Here is a 24,630-nt window from a genome sequence, read left to right on the forward strand (position 1 = left end):
TCATCCGGGAACAGACCCACTGCGAACCATATGCGGCCCGCGGTTGTCCAACCGGTTGGAACGGTCCACGAACCACCCTGTTTCCGGGCCGTTCGCAGGGGACCGGAACGCGCCGGGTCCGGCGCAGGGGGAGGGCACGATGGCGGGGACGGGGAGGTCGCACCGGGTGCGACCGGGGGCGGGACTGCGGCCGAGGGCGGGACTGCGGCCGAGGGCGGGGCTGTGGCCGACGGCCGCGCTCGCCCTGGCGGGCCTGACGGCGGCGTGCGGCACCGGCGGGGAGACCGGCCCCGCCGGGAGCGGGGCGGCCGCGACCCGGGCGGTGACCCCGGCCGCGCCGCCCGCCCAGACCGTACGGCCGCCGCTGCCGGACGGCGGCACACCGGACGGCGGCACACCGGACGGCGGCCCGGCACTCGCCGTACACGCCGCCGGACCGGCCGACTGCCGCCGGGACAAGTGCGTGGCCCTCACCTTCGACGACGGTCCGGGCCCGTACACCGACACGCTGCTGCGCCACCTCGCGGCGTACCGCGCCCGCGCCACCTTCTTCGTCGTGGGGCAGAGCGTCACGGCGAACCCCGGCGTGGTCCGGCGGACCGCCGAGGCGGGACACGAGATCGGCAACCACAGCTGGTCCCACCGCGACCTGACCACGCTGCCGGCCGCCGAGATCCGGCGCGACCTGGCCCGCACCGACCAGGCCGTCAAGGCGGCGGCGGGAATCGTACCGAAGATCGTCCGACCGCCGTACGGAGCCCTCAACGCCCTCGTCCGCAAGCAGACGTCGCGCCCCATGGTCCTGTGGAACGTGGACACCGAGGACTGGAGACACCGCGACAGCGCCGCGGTGGCGCGCAGGGCCGTCAAGGCGGCGGCGCCGGGGGCCGTCATCCTGTTCCACGACATCCACCCCACGACGGTGAAGGCGATCCCGCGGGTGCTGAAGAGCCTTTCCGCGCGCGGCTACCGGTTCGTCACCGTCAGCGAACTGTTCGGCGGGGCGCCGCCGAGGCTCGTCCACGGCGGCGCCCCGCCGGCCGCGGCGAAGCTCTGACCGCTCCCGCGGACGGCACCCGCGCGAGCCCGCTCCCGCCGCTGCCCGGCGGCTCCGGTGACGGGCACCCGGGAGGCCCTGCCGGTCAGAAGAGGGTCAGCGGCTCGGCGGGCATCGGCTCGGGCAGCGGTTCGACCTCCGGCAGCCCCGCCCGCACGTCGTCGTGGAACCGGCGGGCCAGCGCGAGCGCCTCGGCGTTGTCGGGGGTGTGGACGAACACGGTCGGCGAGCGGCCCTCGCGAAGCCACTCGGTGACCGCGCCGACCCAGTGCCGCCATCCCTCCACCGTGCGCGCCGTGTCGTCCCGGCCGATGTAGCGGACGATCGGCCGGTCGGTGAGCGCGCGCGACCGGCGGGGCAGGCGCGGTTTCTTCGCCCACGCCTCCCGCTCGGCGTCGCTGTCCGGCGGGCTCCGGAACAGCTCGGTGGTGTCGAAGGGGATCCACTCGGCTCCGGCGCCCGCGAGGACCCGCTCGAGAAGTCCCGCGGACCTCGCGTCGTCGAAGAACGCGCGGTGGCGCACCTCGACGGCGTACCTGTACGCGCCGGGGAGCCCGCGGAGGAAGACCGCCAGGGCGCCGAGGTCGGCCGGGGCGAACGAGCCCGGCAGCTGGATCCAGAGGGTCCGCGCCCGCGGGCCGAGCGGCTCGATCGCGTCCAGGAACGACCGGAGCTCCTCGTCGGCGCCGGCGAGGCGGCGCTCGTGCGTGATCGACCTGGGCAGCTTGGGCACGAGGCGGAAGTCCGGGGAGGTCTGCCGCGCCCACGACTCCACGGCGCTCCTGGCCGGCGTCGCGTAGAAGGTCGTGTTGCCCTCCACCGCGTTGCACCAGGTCGCGTAGGCCCGCAGGCGCTCCCCCTGGGGAAGCGGATGGGGCAGGAAGCGTCCCTGCCACGGCTTGTGCGTCCACATCGCGCATCCCACATGAAGCTGCATGGCCCCGACGCTACCGAAAGCCGGCCCCGCGCCCGGCGCGGGGCCGTACACCGTCCGGGCGGGATCACGTGCGGACCAGGGTCAGTCCTCCCTCGCCGCTCTTCCTGACCACGATGACCGCGTAGACGCCGGTCGCCTTCGGATCCGTGATGGTGACCCGTTCGACCCGGTTCGGCCCCCGCCGCCGCCCGTCGAGCGGCGGGCCGGTACCGGAGCCGCCGATCAGCCGGGGAGGGTCTCCCCGCCGATCGGGGCGAGGACCTCGCCGGTGTAGTACGACGAGAGCCGCCCGGCCGCGAAGAACACGTAGGAGGGCGCGATCTCGTCGGGATCCGCGGCCCGCTTCATCGGCGCCTGCTTGCCGAACTCCTCGACCCTCTCCTCGGGGAACGTCGCCGGGATCAGCGGCGTCCAGACCGGCCCGGGCGCCACCGCGTTCACCCGGATGCCCCGCTCCAGGAGGTTCTGCGCCATCGAATAGGTGAAGGCGTTGACCGCTCCCTTGGTGGCGGCGTAGTCCAGGAGCGTCTTGTTGCCGCGCAGCCCGTTGACGGAGGAGGTGTTGATGATCGCGCTGCCCTCGCGCAGGTACGGCAGGGCCGCCTTGGTGACCCGGTAGTAGCTGTGGATGTTGACCGCGAAGGTGTGCTCCCACTGCTCGTCGGTCAGCTCCTCCAGCGACTCCACCGGCGCCTGGTAGGCGACGTTGTTGACCAGGATGTCGAGGCCGCCGAGCTCGGCCACCGTCTGCTCCACCGCCGAGGCGCAGTGGTCGCGGTCGCTCAGGTCGCCCGGGATCAGCACGCAGCGCCGGCCGGCGGCCTCCACCAGCTTCCTGGTGTGGTTGGCGTCGTCGTGCTCGACGAGATAGGCGATCGCGACGTCGGCGCCCTCCTTGGCGAAGGCGACGGCGACGGCGCGGCCGATGCCCGAGTCACCCCCGGTGATCAGCGCGCGCCGGCCGGCCAGCAGGTCCCTGCCGGTGTAGTCGCGCATCTCGTCGCGGGGCTCGGGCGTCATCCGCCCGCTGTGGCCCGGGTACGGCTGGCTCTGCGCGGGCGGCGTGTTGTTCGCTTCCTCTGGCATGCCCCGAACGTGCCCGCATCCTCACGCGCCTAACACCCGCGCCCGGCCGCGCGGCCGGGCCTGCCTCGACCTGCCGGCGGCGGTCCACGGCACGGCGGCCCCTTCCCGGCAGGGACCGGCCGGGAAGGAGGCGGCCGGCGCCGTCCGGCGGCAAGGCGCGCACGCGCCCGTTCATCCTTCGGCGAGTTCGGCCACGAGTTCCTGCCTGCGCTCGGCGGGAATGAGGCGCCAGTCGACGTCCGCCAGCGCGCCCTCCATCGCCCACAGCGCGTTCAGCGACAATCCGGGGACGGCGGCGTCCCGCAGTCTCCGGTAGGCCTCCACCGCACCGAGTTCGGCGAGCCGGCCGGCGTCATGGACGCCCACCGTCTCCAGCCACGCCTCGCTCTTGGGTCCCAGATTGCGCAGATCTCTGATCCTCATGCCGCCATTCTTCGGCAGCGGGCCCCCGAGCGGCATGCCGGACCGGTCACCGCCCGCGGGGATCGGCCGGGCGTTCGCTAGCATGGACCGCCGTCCGGCCGGTCGAGCGGTCAGCGGCCCCGGACGGGACCAGGCGAGGCGCCCCGGCGCAGCGCGGCACGGAACGGAATCGGGGTAGGACTCATGGAACGCGGCGACGGTACGACGAGCTCGCGGCGGCTGCTCAGCGCGGACCTCCTCTCCGGGATGCCGTCCTTGCCGCCCGCCGCGCCGGGCGAGGAGTCGGAGACGCTGACCACGGCGCTGACGGAGTTCAAGGGAGTCCAGATCGGGGTCTGGGACATCGCCCCCGGAGTGGCGACCGACACCGAGGTGGACGAGGTCTTCCTCGTGCTGGCCGGGAAGGGGAGGGTGGCCTTCGAGGACGGCTCCTCCCTCGAACTGCGGCCCGGCGTGCTGGTCGGCCTCGTGGCCGGCGACCGGACGACCTGGTCCATCGACGAGCCGCTGCGGAAGGTCTACTTCGCCTGAGCGTCCCCGGGGCCGCCTGAGTGCTTCGGGCGCCCCGGGACGCCGGCGGGCAGGGTGAAGGCGAAGCGGGCGCCGCCGCCCGGGTTGTCGGTGGCGGTGATGGTTCCGCCGTGGCGTTCGACGACCCGTTTGCAGATGGCCAGCCCCAGCCCGGTGCCGCTGTAGGCGGTGGCCACCCGGTGGAATCCGGTGAAGATGGCCTGGTGCTCGCCCGGCGGGATGCCGATGCCCCGGTCGGCGATCTCGACGCGGATCCGCCCGTCGCCGGTCGGCGCGGCGGTGATGTCGACGTGGGCGGCGCGGCCGGGCGGGGTGTACTTGATCGCGTTGCCGATCAGGTTGTCGAGCAGCTGGCGGATCAGCGGCAGGTCGGCGCATACGGCCGGGAGCGGCCCGATGTACACCTGCGAGGCGGACATCGAGGGGTCGGCGGCGGCCGCGGTCAGGTGCTCGTCCACGACTTCACGCACCAGCTTGTTCAGGCCGACGGTGACGGGGGTCAAGGTCGCGTCGCGGGCGGTGGCGTACGCCAGCAGGTCGTCGATCAGCCGGCTCATGCGTTTGGTGGCGGCCAGGGCCCGGTCCAGGTGGCGCACGTTCTCCTCCTGGCCCGCCTGGTCGGACAGGTTCTCGTGGACCAGGTCGGTGAAGCCGCGCACCGCCGACAGCGGCCGTTTGAGGTCGTGGGCGACGACGCCGGCGAACGCGGTCAGCTCGGCTTCGCGCTCGCGAAGCGCGGTGATGGTGAATGAGGAGACGACCCCGCCGGTGATGTGGCCGTCGGGGTGCCGGAGCGGCCGGGCGTGCAGCATGATGACCCGCTCGACGCCGTCCGGGCCGGTCACGACGGCCTCCAGGTCGTCGACGCGCTCGCCGCGCAGGGCGCGGGCCATGGGGGCCTCCTCCACCGGGATCGGCGTGCCGTCGGGGTAGGTCATGCGGAGCTGCAGGGTGGCCTCACCGATCGTCAGCGGCTTGCCGTCGTACGGGAGGGCGGCGCGGGCGATGCGGTTGGCGTGGACGAGCGCTCCGTCGGTGTCGCAGGTGATGACGCTGACGTTGATGGCGTCCAGGAGCTGGGTCAGGTAGGCCTTCTGCGCGGCCAGCTCGTCGCGGGCGGCGCGCAGGTCGGCCTGGTCGGCCTCGTGGCGGGCCAGCTCGTCCTGCAGGGCGACGGCGGCTTCGGCGAGCCTGGCGTCGGCGCGGGCCCGGGCGGTGACGTCGTGGAAGACGGCCACCGCGCCCGGCTGCCCGGCGGCCAGGTCCAGCGGCCTGGCCGACACCGAGATGATCACCCCGTCGGGCCGGGCGGCGTTGCGGATCATCATCGGTACCTGCTCGACGTGTTCACCGGCCAGGGCGCGCACCAGTGGCAGCCGCCCTGTGGGGAACGGCGCGGCGCCGTCGGGGGTGAAGATGCCGTAGTGACTCTGCCAGGAGCTGATCCTGTCGCTGTCGGGCTCGATGCCCAGCAGGGTCTTGGCGGCCGGGTTGTGCAGCAGGAAGGCTCCGTGCTCGTCGACGACGCCGACGCCTTCGCCGACGCTGTCCAGGACCGCTGAGAGCAGGGTGGCCCGGCGGCGCGCGGATTCCTCGGCGGCGCTCAGTTCGGCGGTGGCCTCCGCCACCCGGGCACGGGCCCGGCCGCCGGTCAGCGTGAGGATCGACACGGCCAGCAGCGCGCTCAGCGCGATCCCCGAGCCGGCCACCGCCGCGGGCAGGACGCCGCCCGCTCCGGGCGGCCGGGCGCCGACGACGTCCAGGTCCAGGATCCACTGGCGCTGGGCGACGCGGACCTGGCCGGTGCGGTGGAGAGGGCGCCGCCCGGCGGCGGCCCGTAGCGTGGCCACCGTCACGTCGGTGCCGTCGCTGTGATGGGCGCGGAGCCGTACGTCGGCGGCGTCCCGGGTGAGGCGGTGCAGGGTGGCGCCGACGAAGTCCTGGCCGCGCAGGCCCATCAGCATCCAGCCGCGGAACGGCCGCGGAGTTCCCGCGGCCGGGGCCGGCCCGTAGACGGGGGCGGTCAGCACGAACGACAGCTGCCGCTGCCGGACCGGCAGATGCGCGTCGCGGATCAGCCGGTAGGGGTCGGAGACGGTGACCTGGCCGCTGCGCCGGGCCTCGACCAGGGCCTGGGCCGGAGCCGGGGCGCGGGTCAGGTCGATGCCGATCGCCGGGGTGGTGACTCCGTCCAGGGAGTGGCTGAAGACGGAGAAGATGTGCTCGTGCTCGTGCTCGTGCCGGGTGTCGGCGGTGTCGAGCACCAGGTCCGGCACACCGCGGCCGCGCCAGAGCTCCTGTACGCGGGGGATCTGCTCGTCGGTGGCCGGCACCATGAACGCGATCGAGGTGGCGCCGGCCAGGCGCATCTGCTCCAGCGGCCGCACGGTCCGGGTGAACCCGGCATGCGTCAGCGCGTCCGCCGCCCCGGCCGCCGCGGCCACCACACGCAGCGTGTCGACGTAGCGGGTGGTCTCGGCGGCCACCGCCTCGCGCACCAGGTCCATCCGCCGGTCGGCGGCTTCGTCGGCGGCGTGCTGCTGCGCGGTCCGCAGCGCGGCGCCGGCCCCGGCCGACAGCCCCGCTCCCACCACCGCGACCAGCGATGCCACCAGGACCGTCAACGCGCCGGCGGACCGGGCCGCACGCCCGAACCGATGTCTGATCATGCTTCCCACGATTCTCACCATCGGCAGGCTGCGGCCGGAGTTGACGGCGCCGTGCCGACCTGCTCGGCGCGCCGTCTCCCGGCCGGGTTCACAGGCCCGCCCAGGCGGTGCCTTCCAGCAGCTCGCGCAGTTGAGCGGCACGTTTGTGGATCACGGCCAGCAGCTGCTCGTGCAGGCTGGCCGGCAGCGGCAGATCCAGCAGGTTCTCACTGGCCGCGTAGATGGCCGCGATCGCGTTGCGCAACTCCGCCGAGATGTCCGCGCGCTGGTGCTCGTCCAGCCGCCACCACGATTCCAAGCCGGCGCAGCACGGCACCGGCGTGCCCGAACCGGCCGGCGGGCACGCGCGGCAGTGCTGGATCCGGCCGTCGACGGCCATGGTCTCGGCGGGATCGTCCTGCTCCGCTCGGTGGTCGGGTACGTCCATAGCGCGTCCTTGCGAAAGGTTCCCCGGTAGCCGCGGCGGCCGCTGTTCCGGCTGTCGCGACTCCCGCTGCCACGGGTCTGCCTGTCGGCGCTCCCGCACCGGTTGCATCGGCGTTCCGGTACTGCAGTTGAGCAAATCCCTCCCGGGGCCGTACGGTGCCGCGGGCGTGCTCACCGGGCCCGCGGCGGACGCGGCCGGCGCCGCGTCCGCGCGGGTGGACGCGGCCGGCGCGGGGCGGTGTCAGCCGTCGCGCCCGGCACCGCGATCGGGTGCGCTCATGTCCCCCGTCCCGGGCGCGCCGTCGGCGAGCCCGTAGCTCAGGTGCACGACGCCCTTCGGGCCGGCACCGGCAGGACGAGGGCCGCGGCGCCGAGGAGCCCGGCATCGCGCCCCAGGCGTGTCGGTTCCACGCGCAGGCGGCGCAGGTAGCCGAGTCCGGCGTCCCTGGCGACCGCCTGCCTGAGCGGGTCGAACAGGATCGGGCCCGCGGCGGCCACGCCTCCTCCGATGACGACGTGGTCGAGGTCGAACAGCGCCGCCGTGGTGAGGATCGCGGTCGCGAGTGCGTCGGCGGCGCGCTGGAAGGCGCGGCGCGCCAGGGGGTCTCCCCCGGCCGCCGCGGCGGCGAGCGCTTCGGCGTCCTCTCCGGTCCAGCCGTTGTCCCGGGCCCAGCCGACCATGCCGGGACCGCTGGCGAAGGTCTCCGTGCACCCCGTCGCGCCGCACGCGCAGGCGGGCCCGTGCGGATCGACGGTGATGTGCCCGATGTGCCCGGCGTTCCCGGTCGGTCCCAGGTACGGCGTGCCGTCGAGGACCAGCCCGCCGCCGACACCGGTGGAGACCACCATGCCCAGCATGGTTCGGGGGCGGGCGGTGCCGCGCCACCATTCGCCCAGGGCCATGCACTGGGCGTCGCCCGCGAGCCGCACCGGGCGGCCGGGGAGCAGCCGCTCCAGGAACCCGACCAGAGGGAAGTCGCGCCAGCCGGGGATGTTCACCGGGCTGACCGTCCCCGCCTGCAGGTCGAGCGGGCCCGCCGAGCCCACTCCGACCGCCTCGATGCGGCCGGCGGGCACGCGGCCGGTGATCTCCGCGATCACTTCCGACAGCCTGTCCTCAGGGCAGGAGGCGCCGCGCAGCGGCAGTTCGCAGCGGGCCAGCATCTCGCCGTCGGCGCCGACCGCCGCCGCGGCGAACTTGGTCCCGCCGACGTCCACCGCCAGAGCGGTCATCGCCGTGCCTCGGCCGCGCACGCGCGGGCCGGCAGACCGGTGGCGGCCGCCGTGGCCGTGAGACGCCCGTTCACACGTCCTCCTGGTGTCGGGGGCAGGATCACTGGACGCATGGACGCAGGATCACTGGTCGCACGATGCGACTTAACCGGATAAGAAAGCCACATACAAGCAGTCGATGGCAACGTTGTCAACGATGCTTCGGCCGCGGCATCGGCTCGGTGATTCCCGGCGTTCCTCCGGTCGCCTCCGGAGAGTGAATCCGGCTTTCCTCCCAGGGGAAACCAGCCGCACGACCGCGCCGCCGACACGGCAGGACCGGAGTCGCACGTCCGCGAAGTAACTGGTTAAGCCAGGAGTCCGGCCGAACGACCGGCGACCGCGGACGCCGTGCCACCCCGCGTCCCGCCGCGCCACCCCGCGTCCCGCCGCACCCCCGCTGTGCCTCACCCCCCGCTGCGCCGCGACGGAACGGAGCTCACCGGCACGACACTAAACTGGCATTGTTCGTTATCTTGTATCGTTCGTGTTTATGACGTTAGGTTTGACGCCATGATCGCACCCAGGACCCCGACCCCCGCCGAGGAACTGCGCGGTGCCGGCCTTCGGGTGACGGCCGCCCGCGTGGCCCTGCTCGAGACCGTCCGGGCCGGTGACCACCTCGACGTCGAGGCGATCGCCTCCGGGGTGCGCGATCGTGTGGGTCACGTCTCCCTCCAGGCCGTGTACGAGGCCCTCCACGCGCTCACCGCCGCGGGTCTCGTGCGCCGCATCGAACCGGCCGGCAGCCCGGCCCGGTTCGAAGGACGCGTCGGGGACAACCACCACCACGTCGTGTGCCGGTCGTGCGGTGCCGTCTCCGACGTCGACTGCTCGGTCGGTCATGCGCCCTGCCTGACCGCCTCCGACGACCACGGCTTCGTGGTCGACGAAGCCGAGGTCACCTACTGGGGCCTGTGCCCCGCCTGTTCCACCGCCCGCAGTTCCTGAGCACCGTGATCCCCCTAGTCCGAGAAGGATTCCCATGTCCGAGAACCATGATGCAATCGTCACCGACCCGAAGCCGGAGGACGAGGGCCGCTGCCCGGTCGCGCACGGTCGCGCCGCGCACCCGACCCAGGGCGGCGGAAACCGCCAGTGGTGGCCGGAGCGGCTCAACCTGAAGATCCTGGCCAAGAACCCCGCCGTGGCCAACCCCCTCGGCGAGGAGTTCGACTACGCCGAGGCGTTCAAGAGCCTCGACCTCGCCGCCGTGAAGCGGGACATCGCGGAGGTGCTGACGACCTCCCAGGACTGGTGGCCGGCCGACTACGGCAACTACGGCCCGCTCATGATCCGGATGGCGTGGCACAGCGCGGGAACCTACCGGATCAGCGACGGCCGCGGCGGTGCCGGCGCCGGTCAGCAGCGCTTCGCCCCGCTCAACAGCTGGCCGGACAACGCCAACCTCGACAAGGCCCGCCGCCTGCTGTGGCCGGTCAAGAAGAAATACGGCCAGAAGATCTCCTGGGCCGACCTCATGATCCTCACCGGCAACGTCGCCCTGGAGACCATGGGCTTCAAGACCTTCGGCTTCGCCGGCGGCCGCGCGGACGTCTGGGAGGCCGACGAGGACGTCTACTGGGGCCCCGAGACCGCCTGGCTCGCCGACGAGCGCTACAGCGGCGACCGGGAGCTGGAGAACCCCCTCGCCGCGGTCCAGATGGGCCTCATCTACGTCAACCCGGAGGGCCCGAACGGCAACCCGGACCCGCTCGCCTCGGCCCGCGACATCCGTGAGACGTTCCGCCGGATGGCGATGAACGACGAGGAGACGGTCGCCCTGATCGCGGGTGGTCACACCTTCGGCAAGACCCACGGCGCGGGCCCGTCGGAGCACGTCGGCCCCGACCCCGAGGCCGCCTCGATCGAGGACCAGGGTCTCGGCTGGAAGAGCACCCACGGCACCGGCAAGGGCGGTGACACGATCACCAGCGGTATCGAGGTCACCTGGACCCCCACCCCGACGCAGTGGGACAACAGCTTCTTCGAGACCCTCTTCGCCTACGAGTGGGAGCTGGTCAAGAGCCCGGCCGGCGCGCACCAGTGGATGCCGAAGGACGGCGCCGGCGCCGACGCCGTCCCCGGCGCCCACGACCCGTCGAAGCGCCACGCCCCCGGCATGACGACGGCCGACCTCGCGCTCCGCCTCGACCCGGTCTACGAGCAGATCTCGCGCCGCTTCCTGGAGAACCCCGACGCGTTCGCCGACGCCTTCGCCCGGGCGTGGTTCAAGCTGACCCACCGCGACATGGGCCCGGTCGTGCGCTACCTCGGCCCGGAGGTCCCGTCCGAGACGCTGATCTGGCAGGACCCGCTCCCGGCGCGGACGTACGAGCTCATCGACGCCGAGGACGTCGCCGCCCTCAAGGGCCAGGTCCTCGCCTCGGGCCTGTCGGTGTCCGAGCTCGTTTCCACCGCGTGGGCGTCGGCCGCGTCCTTCCGCGGCAGCGACAAGCGCGGCGGCGCCAACGGCGCGCGCATCCGCCTCGAGCCGCAGCGCGGGTGGGAGGTCAACGACCCCGACCGGCTGGCGAGGGTGCTGAGCGTCCTGGAGGGCGTCCAGCACGCCTTCAACGCCGCCCAGACCGGCGGCAAGCAGGTCTCGCTCGCCGACCTGATCGTGCTCGCCGGCTGCGCGGGCGTCGAGCGGGCCGCCGAGGCCGCCGGCTTCGACGTCGAGGTCCCCTTCACGCCGGGCCGCGTGGACGCCTCCCAGGACCAGACCGACACGGAGTCGTTCGCCGCGCTCGAGCCGACCGCCGACGGGTTCCGCAACTACCTCGGCAAGGGCAACCGCCTTCCGGCCGAGTACCTGCTGATCGACCGGGCGAACCTGCTCAACCTGAGCGCCCCCGAGCTGACGGTCCTCGTCGGCGGCCTCCGCGTCCTGGGCGCGAACCACCAGCAGTCGCCGCTCGGCGTCCTCACCGCGACCCCCGGCTCGCTGACCAACGACTTCTTCGTCAACCTGCTCGACCTGGGCACGGAGTGGAAGCCGGTGGCCGGGGACGAGAACACGTTCGAGGCCCGCGACCTCGCCACGGGCGAGGTCAGGTGGACCGGCAGCCGCGCCGACCTCGTCTTCGGGGCGAACTCCGAGCTGCGTGCGCTCGCGGAGGTCTACGCGAGCGACGACGCGAAGGAGAAGTTCGTGAACGACTTCGTCCAGGCGTGGAACAAGGTCATGGACCTCGACCGGTTCGACCTCGTCTGAGCGGGAGTCCGGGCCGGCCCGCGCGGGACCGGCCCGGACCCGGCCTCACCCGCCCGCCGGTAACCGCAGAACGCGATCTTCCCCGAGCGTGACGCGCATGAAGTCGGGAGAGATGCGCTCGCTCCGCAGCACGCGCAGGGTGAGCGGTTCGGAGACGGCGGGTTTGACGCGGAGCGCGGTCATGCCGGTCTCCGCCATGGCACCCTCGCCGATCTTGTTAGCAAGGCCGGCCTTGGCGGCTGCCCCGATCATGCCGGGTCCCGGTCCGCCGGTCAGCGGTCCGCCTGCGCGCGCGAGCGCCACAGCAGCCAGACGAAGTACGGCGTGCCGAGCAGGGCGGTGACGATCCCCGCGGGCACCTGCGCCGGGGCGATGACGGTGCGTCCCAGCGTGTCGGCCAGGCTCACCAGCAGGGCGCCGAGGAGCACCGCCACGGGAAGGACGCGGGCGTGACCCGCCCCGACCAGGGCACGGGCGGCGTGCGGGGCGATCAGGCCCACGAACCCGACCACGCCCACGGCGGAGACCGCGGTGGCGGTCAGCAGGACCGAGCCGCCCAGGGCGGCCAGCCGTACCGGCTCCAGGGGGACGCCGAGGATGCGGGGGGTGTCCTCGTCCAGGGCGAGCAGGTCGAGGTCGCGACGGAGCCAGACGATCAGCGGGACCACCAGGACCAGGGCCAGCGCGACCGGGACGAGCTGGACGGGGAGGCGGCCGTAGGTGGAGCCGGACAGCCAGGTCAGGGCCATGGCGGTGTTCCACGGGTCGGCCTTCACGATGATCATCACGGTGATGGCGGTGCACGCCGCCTGAACGCCGACGCCGATCAGCACCAGGCGGTCGGAGCTCAGCCCGCCTCGCCACGACAGCAGGTACACCACGGCGGCGGCGACCAGCGCTCCGGTCATGGCCGCCGCGGACATCGGCCAGATCCCGGCGAGCGGCACGAGGACCAGCAGCGAGATCGCGCCCACGCCCGCACCGGCGGTGACGCCGAGCACGCCGGGCTCGGCCAGCGGGTTGCGGCACACGGCCTGGACGGCCGTGCCCGCGGCGGCCAGCGCGGCGCCGGCGAGCACCGCGGCGAGGACCCGGGGATAGCGCTGGTCCAGCACGAAGGTGAGGCCGCGGCCGGTCCGCCCGTTCAGCCAGTTGACCAGGTCGCCGCCCAGGACCCAGGTGTCGCCGCCGAGCATGCCGAGGAAGACCGCTCCGGCGAGCAGGACCGCGCAGGCCGCCGCCACGGTCAGGAAGGCCGCGCGCGAGCGGGCCGCGACGCGCACGATCGGCGGCTGGCGGGTCGGTCCGGCGTCCCGGTAGCGGCGGGCCAGCCACACCATCACCACGGCGCCCAGCAGCGTGGTCACCACGCCGGGCGGCACGTCCACGCCCGCCTGCCCGCCGAAGACGGCGCGCAGCGCGATGTCGGAGGCCAGGACGACGAGCACGCCGACGAGGCCCGTCAGCGGCAGCGTCGTCCGGTGGCCGTGCACGCCCGGGAGCAGTCTGACGATCACCGGCGCGCACAGGCCGACGAACCCGACGGGGCCCGCGACGGTCACCGCGGCGGCGGCCAGCACGACGGACAGGAGTGTGGCCCACAGGCGCAGCCGCCTGACGTTGACGCCGAGCACCGTGGCGGTGTCGTCGCCCAGGCCGAGGATGTCGAGCCTCGGCCCGGCCAGTACGGCGGCGGCCAGGGCCGCCAGGATCAGCGGCCCCATCTGCGTGACGGCTTCCAGGTCGCTCTGCACGAGCGAGCCGCTGCCCCAGGCGAACAGGCCGGTGGTCTCCTCCTCGAAGAGGATCATCACCAGGTTGGTGAGCGAGTGGAGCGCCAGCGCGGTCGCCGAGCCCGCAAGGATCAGCCGGGTGGTGCCGGTCCGGCCGCCCGCGGCCAGCGCCATCACGAGGGCGGCCGCCGCCAGCCCGCCCAGCAGGGCGAGTATGCCCGACAGGGCCAGCGGCAGCGTCAGGCCGAAGGCGGCCGCCGCGGCGACCGCGAAATAGGCGCCGGAGCTGACCGCCAGCGTGTCGGGCGAGGCCATGGGGTTGCGGGAGACGGACTGCAGCAGCGCGCCGGCCACGCCCAGGGCGACGCCGACGGTGACACCGGCCAGCAACCGAGGCAGCCTGGAGGCCACCAGGATCCGGGCGGCCTCGCTCTCGCCGTCGCCGAACGGCAGGCGGAGCAGGTCGAGCGCGCCGATCGACGACGTGCCCTGCGTCATGTGGACCGCGGCGGCCAGGACGACCGCCGCCAGCGTCAGGAGGACCACGCCGGCGCCGCCCAGCCGCCGCAGCGGTGTGGTGGCGGGCGCCGGCGGGGCCTGGACCGAGGTGCTCAACCGGTGTAGGCCTTCACGACGGCCTCGGCGTACTGCTTGGACGACAGCGGACCACCGAAGGTCCAGATGCCGTCGGGCAGCTTGGTGACCTGGTTCTTCTCGACGAACGGCAGCTTCTTCCAGATGGCGTTGGAGGCCAGCCCGTCGGCGAAGACGTCGACGCCGTCGGAGGCGTTGTAGAAGAAGCGGGTGTCGGGGTCCTTCAGCGCGGTCAGGCCCTCGACGTCGGTGTTGCCCAGCCCCCACACCGGGTCCACCTCGCCCGTCCAGGCGTTGGTCAGCCCGAGCTGCGTGGCGACGTCGGAGACCAGCGCGCCCTTGCCGAACGGACGAATGGAGATCTTGCTGCCGTCCTTCCAGCCGTCGGCCATGACGAACGGCTTGCCGGCGAAGCCCGCGGCGGCGAGCTTGGCTTTGCCGTCGGCCAGCGCGGCGTCCATGTCGGCCAGGAGCTTGTCGGCCTCTGCGGTCTTGCCCAGCGCGGTGGCGATCGTCTTGAGGTCCTTGCGCATCCGGCCCAGGTTGTCCTTCGCGTCGCTGCCGGTCATCACGATGACGGGGACGAACTTCTCCAGCTGCGACACCAGCGCGGAGTCGCGCTTGGCCTCCATGACGATCAGGTCCGGCTGGAGGGCGACGATGGAGTCGACGCTCGGCTCCTGACGGGTGCCGACGTCCTTGACCGAGGGGTCGAGCTTGGCCGCGGTCACCCAGGTGCCGTAACCCTTGACGTCGGCCACTCCGACCGGCATGACGCCGAGGCCGACCACCATCTCGGCCTCGCCCCACTCCAGGGCGACCACCTTGACGGCGGGACGGTCGAGGGTGATCTGCTTGCCTCGGTCGTCGGTCACGGTGATGGGGGCGGCGGAGGCCGTACCGCCGGAAGCGGCCGGCGCCGGGGCGGCGGTCTCGGTGGTGCCGCAGGCGCCGAGCACGGCGATGGCGGCCACGGCCACGAGGGCGGTGCGCAGGGGGTTCATGGTATTCCTGTCAGGTTGTTGCAGAGACGCTTCTGGTGTGCCGGCCGATCGGCCGGGTGATCACCGTCCCCGTCCTCGGGTCGTGCGTGACCTCGATGCGGATGCCGTACACGTCGGTGAGCAGTTCCTCGGTGAGGACCTCGGCGGGCGGCCCGTCGGCCCGGACGCGGCCGCGGTGCAGCAGGACGACGTGGTCGGCCAGCTCGGCGGCCTGGTTCAGGTCGTGCAGGACGACGCCGACGGCCACGTCGTGCTCATCGGCCAGGTCGCGCACCAGTTCCAGCAGCTCGATCTGGTAGCGCAGGTCCAGGAAGGTGGTGGGCTCGTCCAGGAGCAGGACGCCGGTGTCCTGCGCCAGGCAGGTGGCCAGCCACACGCGCTGCAGTTCGCCGCCCGACAGCTCGTCCGCCGGGCGGTCGGCCATCTCCGTGACGCCGGTGAGCTCCATCGCCCTGGCCACCGCGGCCTCGCCGTCGGGGTCGTCCGCCCGCCACCGGCTCCGGTAGGGGTGCCTGCCGTATCCGACCACATCCCGGACCCTGACTCCGGACGGCGTGGGACGGCTCTGGGCCAGCAGTGTGACCCGCTTGGCGAAGTCGCGGGCCGGCATGTCCAGGGCGGACGCGCCGTCGGCCAGCGTCACCGTGCCCGCCGTCGGCCTGTGGAGCCGGGCCAGCGCTCGCAGCAAGGTGGACTTGCCGCTGCCGTTCGGACCCACCAGGGCCGTCACGCATCCCTGCCTCAAGGTGAGGTGGCCGCTCTCGACGGCGGTGGCGCCATGGTAGCTGAGACGCAGGTCGGCTCCGCGCAGCGAGATCTTCTCGGTCACGGAGATTAGGTTAGCCTTACCTAGCTGAATGTCAACTTCGTCCCCTTTGATCATGATCCGCGAACCGGTGACACCTCCGTGACCGCATCGAGGCGTTCCGTACGGCCGCCCGGACCGGACGGCCCGGGCGGCCGGAGCCGGAAGGGACCTGCGGCCGCAGCGGCGAGGTGCTCACCGTTCGCGGCCGGGGAGCGGGACGGGGACGGGCAGCCGGGGCGTCGCAGGCATCGCCCCCTCCATCTGCAGGAGGTCCTCGAAGCCGATGACGGAGCGGGCGGGCGGCGCCTTGATCGTGATCTTGCTGCCCCAGCCTCTGAACCTGACGGTGCTGGTGACGACCGTACGGCCGGGCACGCCCGGCGTTCTTTCGGTATAGGAGCCGGTCAGTAGGGCAGGAAGCCCTCGACGGCGATGTACATCGCCCTGCGCAGCAGGATGAGCCTCAGCGGCTCGTCCGCCAGGTCCCTCAGCTCTGCGGGCAGGGTGCGGGGGTCGAATCTCCGGGGCAGCCGGGAGGCGACCACGCCGGTCAGTCCTCGGGACCGGTGACGGCCAGACCCGCGGCGGCGGCTTCGGCGTAGGCGTCGTCGATGTGCACCGCCCGGCGTCCGGCGCGGACCAGCAGGCTGGTGGCGGCGGCGGCCCGGTAGCCCGAGCCGCAGTGCACCCACACCGTCCCCTCCGGCACCTCCGCCAGCCGGTCCGGCAGGTCGGGCAGCGGGATGTGGACGGCGCCCTCGATGCGCCCGGCCCGCCACTCGTTGCCCATCCGCACGTCCAGCACGACGTCGGCGGCCGGCAGGCGGCGCGGGGAACGGCCGGCGCGGACGGCGGCCAGGTCGGCGAACGCGGCCACCGTCAGCCCGACCAGGCGGCTCTCCTCTCCGCCGGCCCACCGCTCGGGGCCGCCGGTCGCGGCGGCGGCCGGACGGTCGATGCCGATGCGGGCCAGCTCGCGCTGGGCGGCGGCGACCTGTTCGGCCGTCTCGCCCAGCAGCGTGACGGGCGCACCCCACGGGGCCATCCAGCCCAGCCAGGTGGACATCGGCCCGTCCAGGCCGAAGCTGATCGTGCCCGCCAGATGCCGGTGGGCGAAGGCCTTTCGCGAGCGCAGGTCCACCACCCACTCTCCGGCCTCGATCCGCTCACGCAGCCGATCCGCGCCGGCGGTCTCGGCCGGGGTCAGGTCGATCAGGTCGGCGCCGGTCGTGTTGCGCGCGCCCATGTGGGCGTAGTAGGCCGGGTAGGCGTCCAGACCGGCCAGGGTCCGGGCGACGAAGTCGTCGGCCTCCAGCCGCAGCGCCGCGTTGGCCTGCTTCTCCCTGCCGATGGTGGAGGCGGATGCGTCGGACCGGCCCGCCGAGCAGAAGCTGCCGAATCCGTGGGTGGGCCAGACGTGCGCGCCGTCGGGCAGCAGGTCGGCCAGGCGGCGCGCCGAGGCGTGCTGGCGGTGGGCCAGGGTGCGGGCGTGCCGGGCGCCGAGCAGGTCGGTACGGCCGGTCGTGCCGAACAGCAGCGATCCGCCGGTGAACACGCCCACCGGTCCGTCCGGGCCGGTCAGCATGTACGACAGGTGGTTGAAGGTGTGGCCCGGCGTGGCCACCGCGGAGACCCGCATTCCCTCCGAAAGGGGGATCTCATCGCCGTCGGCCACGGCCAGCCGGTCGAATCCGACGGCGTCGGCGCCGGCGACCAGGTAGGCCGCGCCGGTCACCTTTGCCAGGGCCAGACCGCCGGAGACGTAGTCGTTGTGCAGGTGCGTCTCGGCCACGTGCGTGACGCGCACGCCCAGCCGGCCGGCCAGGGCCAGGATCCGGTCGATGTCGCGCTGCGGGTCGACCACCAGCGCGACCCGCCCGTCGTGAGCCAGATGACTGCGGTCGCCCAGAGAGGAGGTCTCCACCACCTCGACGTGGATCGTGGTCATCGTGTCGCCGCCTTCACGTGTCGCCGCCGGGACCGGGTCCGTCAGGCCGGGTGCCCGGCGCCGGAGCCCCGGCGGTCCTCCAGCGGCAGGCCGGCCCGCTGCCGGACGTCGGCGCCGGTCAGGCCGCCGCGCCGCAGCTCGTCAACGGTCATCTTACGGAACGGCATCCGGGATTCCCCGGAGCGGCTTTCACCTGGGGTCCGGGAGCGGCTGAGGGGATCCCCGCGTCCCGGGACCGCTCCGCCCGGGTCCTCCCGTTCCCCGGCCGACGGCGGAGCGGGGTTGCCGGGCATTGAATAATCGAATATCGTCGATAATCGATGAATGAGGACGTGGAACCGCTGGATCGCGCCTCCGCCGAGGAGTACGCGAGCTGGTTCAAGGCGCTGGCCGACGCCACGCGCATCCAGATCGTGTCGCTGCTGGCCCGGCGGCGGCGGCCGATGAGCGTGGGCGAGATCGTGGAGGTCTCCGGAGTGGGCCAGTCGACGGTCTCGCACCACCTGAAGATCCTGGCCGAGGTCCGGTTCGTGCTGGTGGACAGGCGGGGCGCCTCCAGCCTCTACCGGATCAACGAGAACTGCGTCGGCCGCTTCCCCACCGCCGCCGACGTGGTGATGGGCAACCCGGTGCCGGCGGCCCCGGCGTGCGAGTGAAGGAGGACCGGCGATGACCCGCGACGAGATGGCCGGGCGATGCTCCCATCCGGCCCGCACCGTGCCCGGCGGTGAGGCCGACGGCGGATCCGGCGGCCTGCCTCCGGCGGGCGGGACCGCCGCTCCGCCCGGCGTCGCCATCCGCCCGATGTGCGAGGCCGACGCCGACGAGGTCCTGGCGATCTACCAGGCCGGGCTCGACACCGGCGACGCCGGCTTCGAGACCACCGCGCCCGGCTGGGAGGCCTTCAGCCGCGGCAAGCTGCCCGGCCTGAGCCACGTCGCCGCGGACACCGCCACCGGACGCGTCCTCGGCTGGGTGGCCGCCTCGCCTGTCTCGTCCCGGTGCGTCTATGCCGGGGTCGTCGAGCACAGCGTCTACGTCCATCCCGGTCGCCGGACCCACGGCATCGGCCGCGCGCTGCTGACCGCCTTCATCGCCGCCGGCGAGGACGCCGGCGTCTGGACGATCCAGGCCGGGATCTTCCCGGAGAACACCGCCAGCCTGCGTCTGCACGAGGCCCTGGGCTTCCGCACCGTGGGCGTGCGCGAACGCCTCGGCCGCCACCACGGCGTCTGGCGGGACGTCGTGCTGATGGAGCGGCGCAGCACGGTCGCCGGCCGGTGAGACACCGCCGTGAGACGGCGGCGCGCAGCAGGCACCGGCCCGGGCGAGGCCCAGGCCATGACGGAACCCCTTACTTCGGCACCGGCCTGAGCGGTACGCGGTGGTAGGCCGTCAGCGCGACCGCGGCCAGCCCGCAGGCCAGCGCCACGGCCGACATCACCACGCCGTAGCCGATCACCGGGACCGCGGCGGCGGCCAGCAGCGGAGCCGCGGCCTTGGCCGCGGTGACGGGCAGGGCCAGGGCTCCGCTGACACCGCCGTAGGCGGCGGTGCCGTAGCGGTCGGCCAGGAGGGCGGGCCGGGCGATGGTCGCCACCCCGAAGCCGAGCCCGAACAGGGTAACCGCCGTGATCGCGCCCCCCGGGCCGCGGCCGATGACCGGCAGCAGGACCGCTCCGACGCCCTGCAGGGCGAATACGGCGGCGGTGACCCGGGCGACGGGCCACCGTCCGGACAGGGCGGTGCCGACCAGGCGGCCGGTGACCGACAGGACGCCGAGCAGTCCGGCGACGGTGGCGGCGAACACCGGGGGATGGCCGAGGACGACGAGGTAGGCGACCAGCAGCACGGCGACCACCGCGACGGCACCGGTCTGGGCGAGGAAGGCCGCGGCCAGCAGCCAGAACGCCCGCCCCCGCAGCGCGGCGCGCACGATCTCGGACCGGCCCGGCCTCGGTTCCGGCCCGGTGGCGCCGTGACCGGGCTCTCCACCGGGCTCTCCACCGGGCCCTCGGCGGGGCAGGACCGCCGCGTGCAACGGGATGGCCGGCACCGCGTAGACGGCGGCGAGGATGACCAGGGCCGTGCGCCAGCCGTACGCCTGAACGAGGAATCCGGTCAGCGGCAGGAAGACGCTGGAGGCGAATCCGGCCACGATGGTGACCGCCAACAGCGCCCGGGATCGGCGCGCAGGCGGGGTGACGGCGACGAGGACGGCGAAGGCCGCCTCGTACAGCACCATCGCCGAGGCGGCGCCCGCCACGGCCAGCACCGCGTACAACTGCGCCAGGGTGGTGACCTGCGACCAGGCCAGTACGGCGGCCGCGCCGAGCACGGACCCGGCCGTCATCAAGGTCCGGCCACCGCGCGCGTCCAGCAGGCGCCCCACCAGCGGCGCGGCGAGCGCCGCGGTCAGCACCGACGTCGTCAGCGCTCCGGCGACCTGGGCGGTGTCCGCGTTCAGGTCGCGGCTCATGGGGACCAGCAGGACGGCGAAGGCGTAGTACAGCACGCCGTACCCGGCGGTCTGGGTGACCGCAAGCGCCGCGACCAGCCGCGCGCCGCCGGCCGCCCCGGCGGTCCGCGGCACGATCGGACACCTCTGGGACATCGTTTCCTCCCGGTTCTCTCCTCACGGATCACGGCACGGCTCAGCCGCAGCAGCCGCCCTCGTTCCCGGCGGCCCCGACTCCCGCCAGGGGCAGCGGAGCCGCCGACAGGCCGCCGCCGACCCCGGTGGCCAGCCCGACCCGGGCCTCCTGCGCCTCGGCCAGGCTCGACGAGCACACGCCGGTCTCGGGCAGCTCCAGCCGCACGTCGCGGGCGGCCTCCCAGTCTCCGGCGATGGCCGCCACCACCGAGCGGACCTGCTCGTAACCGGTGGCCATCAGGAAGGTCGGGGCCCGGCCGTAGCTCTTGACCCCGACGGCGTAGTAACCCGGCTCGGGATGGGCGAGCTCGTCGGCGCCGTGCGCGGGCACGGTGCCGCACGAATGGTGGTTGGGGTCGATCAGCGGCGCCAGCGCGCGGGTGGAGCCCAGGACCGCGTCCAGGTCCAGACGCAGTTCGCTCGCGATGGAGTGGTCGGGCCGGTAGCCGGTGGCGGCCACGATCCGGTCGGCGGCGACCTTCTGCTCGTTCCCGGACGGATCCCGGCCGACCACCGTCACGGCCCCGCCGTCGACGGTGACCGAGTGGGTGAAGAAACCGGTCAGCAGCGTGACGCGACCGGTCTCGACGAGTTCGCGCAGCCGGGTGCCGAGCGCGCCGCGGGCCGGCAGCGCGTCGGCCGCGCCGCCGCCGTAGGCACGGGCCGCCGACCCGGCGCGGATCGCCCAGGTGATCCGGGTCTGCGGGACGTCCCCGGCCAGGGCGGCCAGCGCGAGCAGGGTGGTGGCCGCCGAGTGGCCGGCGCCGACGACCAGGGTGTGCCTGCCGGCGTAGGTCGCGCGGTCGGCGCCCAGCACGTCGGGCAGGGCGTGGTCGACGAATCCGGCGGCCTCGGCCTCGGCCTCGCCGTGGGCGGGCAGGCCGCAGGCTCCCAGCGCGTTCGGGGTGGCCCAGGTGCCGGAGGCGTCGATGACCGCACGGGCGGTGATCTCACCGCCGTCGGCCAGGCGGACCAGGAAGGGGGCCTGCTCGCGGCCGGTGGTGCGGACCCGGTCGAATCCGGTGCGGCTGATCCCGGTCACCCGCGCGTTCAGCCGCAGCTGCGGCGCGATCGCCGGATGGGCGGCCAGCGGGGCCAGATACCGCTCGACGAGTTCGGCGCCGGTGGGCAGCCAGTCCGGATCCGGGGCGTTCCAGCCGGTCGCCTCCAGCAGGCGGCGGGCGGCGGCGTCGATGTCGTACTTCCACGGGCTGAAGGTCCGCACGTGCCCCCACCGGGCGATCGAGGCGCCAACCCGGGGTCCGGCCTCCAGCAGCAGGAAGTCCAGGCCGCGGGCGGCCAGGTGCGCGGCGGCGGCCAGGCCCGCCGGACCCGCGCCGATCACCGCCACCGGCAGGGCGTCCAGGCGCGGGTCGACAGCCCGGGCCCGGACCGCCCGCCCGGCCTGTTCGTCGCGGACGGCCGGTACGGTCTGCACGGTCTGCGCGGTCTGCTCGGCGGGGGCGGCCGGGCCGCAGCATCCACTGTTCATGATCTCTCCTCCTGGGGTGTACGGACGGCCGGGTTGCGGGCGGGATTCAGCGGGTGAGCCAGACGGTGGCGCGGGCGCGTTCCATGACGGCCTCGGCCCGGCAGGCGGGGTCGCAGACGGCACCGGTGACCTCGTCGAAGACGACGGTCGCGGCGTTCGGACGGCGGCGGCGCAGCAGGAATCGCATCCCGCACTCCTTGTTTCGAAGCTTGTCTAATCAATGTCAGCCTGCCACTCTGATTAGAGAAATGTCAAATTAGGTGCTGGTCTAATCAGCCGGATCACCCAGGTGCATCCGTTCCCCGGGTCCGCCGTCTACCCCGGTGACGTGTCCACCCGAACGAGAGGACGACCACCATGACCACGACCGACACCACGACCAGCACCACCACGACCGGCACCACCACGACCGGCACCACCACGACCGCCCCGGCCGCCGAGGCGCCCGCCACGGCCTGCTGCCCGGCCACCGCCCTGCAGACCTGCTGCGCGCCCGAGGACAAGGGCGCCTGCTGCGGAACCGCGGCAGGCGCCCCGAACGACCAGGCGGCCGCTCCGGCGCCCGGCGGCTGCGGCTGCCGGTAACACCCGCACGAGCCCGGGACCGGACCGAGGAGGTCCGGTCCCGGACACCCCGGAAAGAGGAAGATCGTGACACCGCACACCCGGCACACGGCCGACCCCACGGCGGCGGTCATCCAGATGCGCGCCCGGCTGGTCGCCTTCGTCGCCTCCCGTCTCGACCGGCCCGACGAGGCCGAGGACATCGTCCAGGAGGTCCTGATACGCATCGGCCGCGGCGCCGCCGGCCTCCGCGACACCGGGCGGCTGGAGGCCTGGGTCTACCAGATCACCCGCAACGCGATCATCGACCACCGTCGCGCGGCCGCCCGGGCGGACCGCGCCCATGCCAGGGCCGCCTTCGACCGCGGCCTGACCTCCGAGACGGCCGACCCCGGCGCGCTGACCGCGCTGGCGGGATGCCTGGCCCCGATGCTCGCACGACTGCCCCAGCGCGACCGCCAGGCGATCGCGCTGGTCGACTACGACGGCCTCACCCAGGCCGAAGCCGCCCGGCGGCTCGGCCTGTCGGTACCCGGGATGAAGTCGCGCGTCCAGCGCGCCCGGGCCCGGCTGCGCGCCCTGCTGCTGGCCTGCTGCCAGGTCGTCACCGACGTCCGCGGCGACGTGCGGGCGGTCCGGCCCTCCTCGGCCCCCTGCCCGTGCGGCGGCTGACCGGCCGGATCCGGGCCTTACGGGCGGTCGGCCGGCGGGCAGCAGGCGCGCAGGCACGCCTGCAGGTCGCCCAGCGCCCGGCCGATCCGCTGCGGGTCGGCGCGGTAGTAGACGGTCTTCCACTCCCGCCGCGCGGCCAGCACACCGCCCTCGCGCAGGGTCGCCAGCTGGGCGGAGGCCGCCGACTGCGCTAGGTTCAGGCGCTCGGCGACCTGGCCCACGGTCAGCTCGGCTCCGCCGGAGAACAGCATGAGGATCTGCTGGCGGGTGTCGCTGGCCAGAGCCTTGAGCAGGGCGCGGGCCGCGTCCGTCAGCTCGATCCCGTCGGTGTTCACGGTCATAGCATCACCCATCATCTTCATATTGTCATTTCGCGAAATGACAATATGATGCGAACGTATGAGCACTCCCCCTTTCGACGTCGCCGTCATCGGCGCCGGGCAGTCCGGCCTGGCCGCCGCCCACGCCCTGCTGAACGCGGGCCTGCGCCCGCTGGTGCTGGAGGCCGGCCCGCGCACGGCCGGATCCTGGCCCGCCTACTACGACAGCCTCACCCTGTTCTCCCCCGCCCGCCACAGCGCCCTGCCCGGCGCGCCGTTCGGAGGGGATCCGGACCGCTACCCGCACCGCGACGAGGTCGTCGCCTACCTGGAGCGCTACGCGGCCGGCCTGGACGCCGAGATCCGCACCGGTGCCGCCGTCACCGAGGTGCGGGCCGAGGGCGGCGATCTCGTCGTCCGGCTCGCCGACGGCACCGCCCTGCCCGCACCCGCGGTGATCGCCGCGAGCGGCTCCTTCGGCAACCCGTGCCTGCCCGCCCTCCCGGGGCAGGAGCGCTTCACGGGACGGATTCTGCACGCCGCCGCCTACCGCGCCCCGTCCCCCTACGCCGGCCGGCGCATCGTGGTGGTCGGCGCGGGAAACTCCGCCGTCCAGATCGCCCACGACCTCGCCCCCGTCGCCGCGGTCACCCTGGCGACTCGCACGGCGATCCGCTTCGTCGACCAGCGCCCCCTTGGACGTGACCTGCACTTCTGGTTCACCGTGACCGGTTTCGACCGGCTGCCCGCCCGCCTGATCGCCTCCCCGCCGACCACGCCGGTCCTCGATGACGGCCGCTACCGCCGTGCCCTGGCCGAGGGACGGATGGACCGGCGGGAGATGTTCACCGGTTTCGCCGGCGAGGAGGTGATCTGGGCCGACGGAACCCGGGAGCACGTCGACGCGGTCATCTTCGCCACCGGATACCGGCCCCACCTGCCCTACCTGCATGCGCTCGGCGCCCTGGACGGACTGGGCCGCCCCCTCCGGCGCGGCGGCCTGTCCGCCGTCCACGCCGGGCTCGGTTTCCTGGGCCTGGAATGGCAGCGCAGCCCCTCCTCCAACACCCTGCGCGGCGTCGGCCGCGACGCCGCGCACCTGGCCCGGCGCCTGGCCGGTCACCTCAAGGCCCGCCGCGGCATCCGCCCGAGGGCCCGGACGGGCCGGTGAACGGCCCGGCCCCGGTCACGCCCGCCGTACCCCCGGCCGCGGAATGACGGGGC

At 73.9% G+C, this 24,630-nt stretch carries 26 protein-coding genes; 9 read left to right on the forward strand and 17 right to left on the reverse strand.

The features are described from left to right. Positions 1-139: 139 nt before the first annotated feature. Positions 140-1,057: a polysaccharide deacetylase family protein gene (locus tag FHS22_RS33615; protein WP_184948233.1), complete on the forward strand. Its 918-nt coding sequence runs from the start codon at positions 140-142 to the stop codon at positions 1,055-1,057. 85 nt (positions 1,058-1,142) lie between these two features. On the opposite strand, the gene FHS22_RS33620 is transcribed toward FHS22_RS33615, so the two are convergent. The 3 genes from FHS22_RS33620 to FHS22_RS33630 all read right to left on the reverse strand — a co-directional run bounded on the left by FHS22_RS33620 (position 1,143) and on the right by FHS22_RS33630 (position 3,503). Then, positions 1,143-1,994, reverse strand: a complete 852-nt coding sequence (locus FHS22_RS33620) for a DUF72 domain-containing protein (RefSeq protein ID WP_184948234.1) — start codon at positions 1,992-1,994, stop codon at positions 1,143-1,145. Positions 1,995-2,216: 222 nt separating this feature from the next. After that, complete coding sequence (locus FHS22_RS33625) at positions 2,217-3,080, reverse strand: SDR family oxidoreductase (RefSeq protein WP_184948235.1); 864 nt, start codon at positions 3,078-3,080, stop codon at positions 2,217-2,219. A gap of 171 nt (positions 3,081-3,251) precedes the next feature. Then, positions 3,252-3,503: a TfoX/Sxy family protein gene (locus tag FHS22_RS33630; protein WP_184948236.1), complete on the reverse strand. Its 252-nt coding sequence runs from the start codon at positions 3,501-3,503 to the stop codon at positions 3,252-3,254. Between the two features lie 183 nt (positions 3,504-3,686). On the opposite strand from FHS22_RS33630, the gene FHS22_RS33635 reads away from it, so the two are divergent. Beyond that, positions 3,687-4,034, forward strand: a complete 348-nt coding sequence (locus FHS22_RS33635) for a cupin domain-containing protein (protein WP_221474453.1) — start codon at positions 3,687-3,689, stop codon at positions 4,032-4,034. Here the strand turns inward: FHS22_RS33635 and FHS22_RS33640 are convergent. From FHS22_RS33640 to FHS22_RS33650, 3 genes are all read right to left on the reverse strand, one after another. Continuing rightward, entirely contained in the window at positions 4,022-6,703 is a 2,682-nt protein-coding gene (locus FHS22_RS33640; protein ID WP_184948237.1) for an ATP-binding protein, read from the reverse strand. The genes FHS22_RS33635 and FHS22_RS33640 overlap by 13 nt on opposite strands. Positions 6,704-6,791: 88 nt before the next feature. After that, positions 6,792-7,130, reverse strand: coding sequence for a hypothetical protein (locus FHS22_RS33645; RefSeq protein WP_184948238.1), 339 nt, complete (start codon positions 7,128-7,130; stop codon positions 6,792-6,794). 317 nt (positions 7,131-7,447) lie between these two features. Further along, positions 7,448-8,362: an ROK family protein gene (locus tag FHS22_RS33650; RefSeq protein WP_184948239.1), complete on the reverse strand. Its 915-nt coding sequence runs from the start codon at positions 8,360-8,362 to the stop codon at positions 7,448-7,450. 552 nt (positions 8,363-8,914) lie between these two features. On the opposite strand from FHS22_RS33650, the gene FHS22_RS33655 reads away from it, so the two are divergent. Both FHS22_RS33655 and katG read left to right on the forward strand, forming a co-directional pair. Next, positions 8,915-9,352 (forward strand): Fur family transcriptional regulator, encoded by a 438-nt coding sequence (locus tag FHS22_RS33655; protein WP_184948240.1) that lies wholly within the window; start codon positions 8,915-8,917, stop codon positions 9,350-9,352. Between the two features lie 34 nt (positions 9,353-9,386). Further along, positions 9,387-11,618 (forward strand): catalase/peroxidase HPI, encoded by a 2,232-nt coding sequence (katG, locus tag FHS22_RS33660; RefSeq protein WP_184948241.1) that lies wholly within the window; start codon positions 9,387-9,389, stop codon positions 11,616-11,618. Between the two features lie 45 nt (positions 11,619-11,663). On the opposite strand, the gene FHS22_RS33665 is transcribed toward katG, so the two are convergent. The 7 genes from FHS22_RS33665 to FHS22_RS33695 all read right to left on the reverse strand — a co-directional run bounded on the left by FHS22_RS33665 (position 11,664) and on the right by FHS22_RS33695 (position 17,705). Further along, positions 11,664-11,870, reverse strand: coding sequence for a hypothetical protein (locus tag FHS22_RS33665; RefSeq protein WP_184948242.1), 207 nt, complete (start codon positions 11,868-11,870; stop codon positions 11,664-11,666). 20 nt (positions 11,871-11,890) lie between these two features. Then, positions 11,891-13,966 (reverse strand): iron ABC transporter permease, encoded by a 2,076-nt coding sequence (locus tag FHS22_RS33670; RefSeq protein ID WP_184948243.1) that lies wholly within the window; start codon positions 13,964-13,966, stop codon positions 11,891-11,893. Beyond that, a complete protein-coding gene (locus FHS22_RS33675; protein WP_184948244.1) occupies positions 13,963-14,949 on the reverse strand; it encodes an ABC transporter substrate-binding protein in 987 nt (328 codons plus the stop codon). Before FHS22_RS33675 ends, FHS22_RS33670 begins: the two co-directional genes overlap by 4 nt. A 10-nt stretch (positions 14,950-14,959) precedes the next feature. Further along, positions 14,960-15,778 (reverse strand): ABC transporter ATP-binding protein, encoded by an 819-nt coding sequence (locus FHS22_RS33680; protein ID WP_338048060.1) that lies wholly within the window; start codon positions 15,776-15,778, stop codon positions 14,960-14,962. 171 nt (positions 15,779-15,949) lie between these two features. Further along, entirely contained in the window at positions 15,950-16,132 is a 183-nt protein-coding gene (locus tag FHS22_RS33685; RefSeq protein ID WP_184948246.1) for a hypothetical protein, read from the reverse strand. A gap of 29 nt (positions 16,133-16,161) precedes the next feature. Next, positions 16,162-16,302, reverse strand: a complete 141-nt coding sequence (locus FHS22_RS33690) for a hypothetical protein (RefSeq protein WP_184948247.1) — start codon at positions 16,300-16,302, stop codon at positions 16,162-16,164. 5 nt (positions 16,303-16,307) lie between these two features. Then, entirely contained in the window at positions 16,308-17,705 is a 1,398-nt protein-coding gene (locus FHS22_RS33695; RefSeq protein WP_184948248.1) for an MBL fold metallo-hydrolase, read from the reverse strand. 320 nt (positions 17,706-18,025) lie between these two features. Here FHS22_RS33695 and FHS22_RS33700 point away from each other — a divergent pair, with 320 nt between their 5' ends. After that, the gene (locus tag FHS22_RS33700; protein WP_184948249.1) at positions 18,026-18,361 is read left to right on the forward strand and encodes an ArsR/SmtB family transcription factor; all 336 of its coding nucleotides are present in this window, start codon (positions 18,026-18,028) and stop codon (positions 18,359-18,361) included. A gap of 13 nt (positions 18,362-18,374) precedes the next feature. Continuing rightward, positions 18,375-18,989, forward strand: a complete 615-nt coding sequence (locus tag FHS22_RS33705; RefSeq protein WP_260408552.1) for a GNAT family N-acetyltransferase — start codon at positions 18,375-18,377, stop codon at positions 18,987-18,989. A gap of 70 nt (positions 18,990-19,059) precedes the next feature. Here FHS22_RS33705 and FHS22_RS33710 read toward each other — a convergent pair whose 3' ends face one another. The 3 genes from FHS22_RS33710 to FHS22_RS33720 all read right to left on the reverse strand — a co-directional run bounded on the left by FHS22_RS33710 (position 19,060) and on the right by FHS22_RS33720 (position 22,037). Beyond that, positions 19,060-20,298: an MFS transporter gene (locus tag FHS22_RS33710; protein WP_338048061.1), complete on the reverse strand. Its 1,239-nt coding sequence runs from the start codon at positions 20,296-20,298 to the stop codon at positions 19,060-19,062. Positions 20,299-20,359: 61 nt separating this feature from the next. Next, entirely contained in the window at positions 20,360-21,850 is a 1,491-nt protein-coding gene (locus FHS22_RS33715) for an FAD-dependent oxidoreductase (protein ID WP_184948251.1), read from the reverse strand. Between the two features lie 46 nt (positions 21,851-21,896). Then, on the reverse strand, positions 21,897-22,037 hold the full coding sequence (locus tag FHS22_RS33720) for a hypothetical protein (RefSeq protein ID WP_184948252.1): 141 nt from the start codon (positions 22,035-22,037) through the stop codon (positions 21,897-21,899). A 170-nt stretch (positions 22,038-22,207) separates the two neighbouring features. Between FHS22_RS33720 and FHS22_RS33725 the strand changes: the two genes are divergently transcribed. After that, positions 22,208-22,435, forward strand: coding sequence for a hypothetical protein (locus tag FHS22_RS33725; RefSeq protein ID WP_184948253.1), 228 nt, complete (start codon positions 22,208-22,210; stop codon positions 22,433-22,435). 66 nt (positions 22,436-22,501) lie between these two features. Further along, positions 22,502-23,086, forward strand: coding sequence for a sigma-70 family RNA polymerase sigma factor (locus FHS22_RS33730; protein ID WP_184948254.1), 585 nt, complete (start codon positions 22,502-22,504; stop codon positions 23,084-23,086). 17 nt (positions 23,087-23,103) lie between these two features. On the opposite strand, the gene FHS22_RS33735 is transcribed toward FHS22_RS33730, so the two are convergent. Next, entirely contained in the window at positions 23,104-23,442 is a 339-nt protein-coding gene (locus tag FHS22_RS33735) for an ArsR/SmtB family transcription factor (RefSeq protein WP_260408553.1), read from the reverse strand. 43 nt (positions 23,443-23,485) lie between these two features. Between FHS22_RS33735 and FHS22_RS33740 the strand changes: the two genes are divergently transcribed. Beyond that, the gene (locus tag FHS22_RS33740) at positions 23,486-24,577 is read left to right on the forward strand and encodes a flavin-containing monooxygenase (RefSeq protein ID WP_184948255.1); all 1,092 of its coding nucleotides are present in this window, start codon (positions 23,486-23,488) and stop codon (positions 24,575-24,577) included. Positions 24,578-24,630 lie beyond the last annotated feature (53 nt).

Source organism: Thiemannella venezuelensis (genome assembly GCF_014203605.1).
Taxonomy (GTDB): Bacteria; Actinomycetota; Actinomycetes; order Streptosporangiales; family Streptosporangiaceae; genus Planomonospora_A; species Planomonospora_A venezuelensis.

Bases quoted from the DNA above. Each gene is read 5' to 3' on its own strand.
- FHS22_RS33615 (WP_184948233.1), top strand. From the start codon at position 140: ATGGCGGGGACGGGGAGGTCGCACCGGGTGCGACCGGGGGCGGGACTG.
- FHS22_RS33620 (WP_184948234.1), bottom strand. From the start codon at position 1,994: ATGCAGCTTCATGTGGGATGCGCGATGTGGACGCACAAGCCGTGGCAG.
- FHS22_RS33625 (WP_184948235.1), bottom strand. From the start codon at position 3,080: ATGCCAGAGGAAGCGAACAACACGCCGCCCGCGCAGAGCCAGCCGTAC.
- FHS22_RS33630 (WP_184948236.1), bottom strand. From the start codon at position 3,503: ATGAGGATCAGAGATCTGCGCAATCTGGGACCCAAGAGCGAGGCGTGG.
- FHS22_RS33635 (WP_221474453.1), top strand. From the start codon at position 3,687: ATGGAACGCGGCGACGGTACGACGAGCTCGCGGCGGCTGCTCAGCGCG.
- FHS22_RS33640 (WP_184948237.1), bottom strand. From the start codon at position 6,703: ATGATCAGACATCGGTTCGGGCGTGCGGCCCGGTCCGCCGGCGCGTTG.
- FHS22_RS33645 (WP_184948238.1), bottom strand. From the start codon at position 7,130: ATGGACGTACCCGACCACCGAGCGGAGCAGGACGATCCCGCCGAGACC.
- FHS22_RS33650 (WP_184948239.1), bottom strand. From the start codon at position 8,362: ATGACCGCTCTGGCGGTGGACGTCGGCGGGACCAAGTTCGCCGCGGCG.
- FHS22_RS33655 (WP_184948240.1), top strand. From the start codon at position 8,915: ATGATCGCACCCAGGACCCCGACCCCCGCCGAGGAACTGCGCGGTGCC.
- katG (WP_184948241.1), top strand. From the start codon at position 9,387: ATGTCCGAGAACCATGATGCAATCGTCACCGACCCGAAGCCGGAGGAC.
- FHS22_RS33665 (WP_184948242.1), bottom strand. From the start codon at position 11,870: ATGATCGGGGCAGCCGCCAAGGCCGGCCTTGCTAACAAGATCGGCGAG.
- FHS22_RS33675 (WP_184948244.1), bottom strand. From the start codon at position 14,949: ATGAACCCCCTGCGCACCGCCCTCGTGGCCGTGGCCGCCATCGCCGTG.
- FHS22_RS33695 (WP_184948248.1), bottom strand. From the start codon at position 17,705: ATGACCACGATCCACGTCGAGGTGGTGGAGACCTCCTCTCTGGGCGAC.
- FHS22_RS33700 (WP_184948249.1), top strand. From the start codon at position 18,026: ATGAATGAGGACGTGGAACCGCTGGATCGCGCCTCCGCCGAGGAGTAC.
- FHS22_RS33705 (WP_260408552.1), top strand. From the start codon at position 18,375: ATGACCCGCGACGAGATGGCCGGGCGATGCTCCCATCCGGCCCGCACC.
- FHS22_RS33715 (WP_184948251.1), bottom strand. From the start codon at position 21,850: ATGAACAGTGGATGCTGCGGCCCGGCCGCCCCCGCCGAGCAGACCGCG.
- FHS22_RS33720 (WP_184948252.1), bottom strand. From the start codon at position 22,037: ATGCGATTCCTGCTGCGCCGCCGCCGTCCGAACGCCGCGACCGTCGTC.
- FHS22_RS33725 (WP_184948253.1), top strand. From the start codon at position 22,208: ATGACCACGACCGACACCACGACCAGCACCACCACGACCGGCACCACC.
- FHS22_RS33735 (WP_260408553.1), bottom strand. From the start codon at position 23,442: ATGATGGGTGATGCTATGACCGTGAACACCGACGGGATCGAGCTGACG.
- FHS22_RS33740 (WP_184948255.1), top strand. From the start codon at position 23,486: ATGAGCACTCCCCCTTTCGACGTCGCCGTCATCGGCGCCGGGCAGTCC.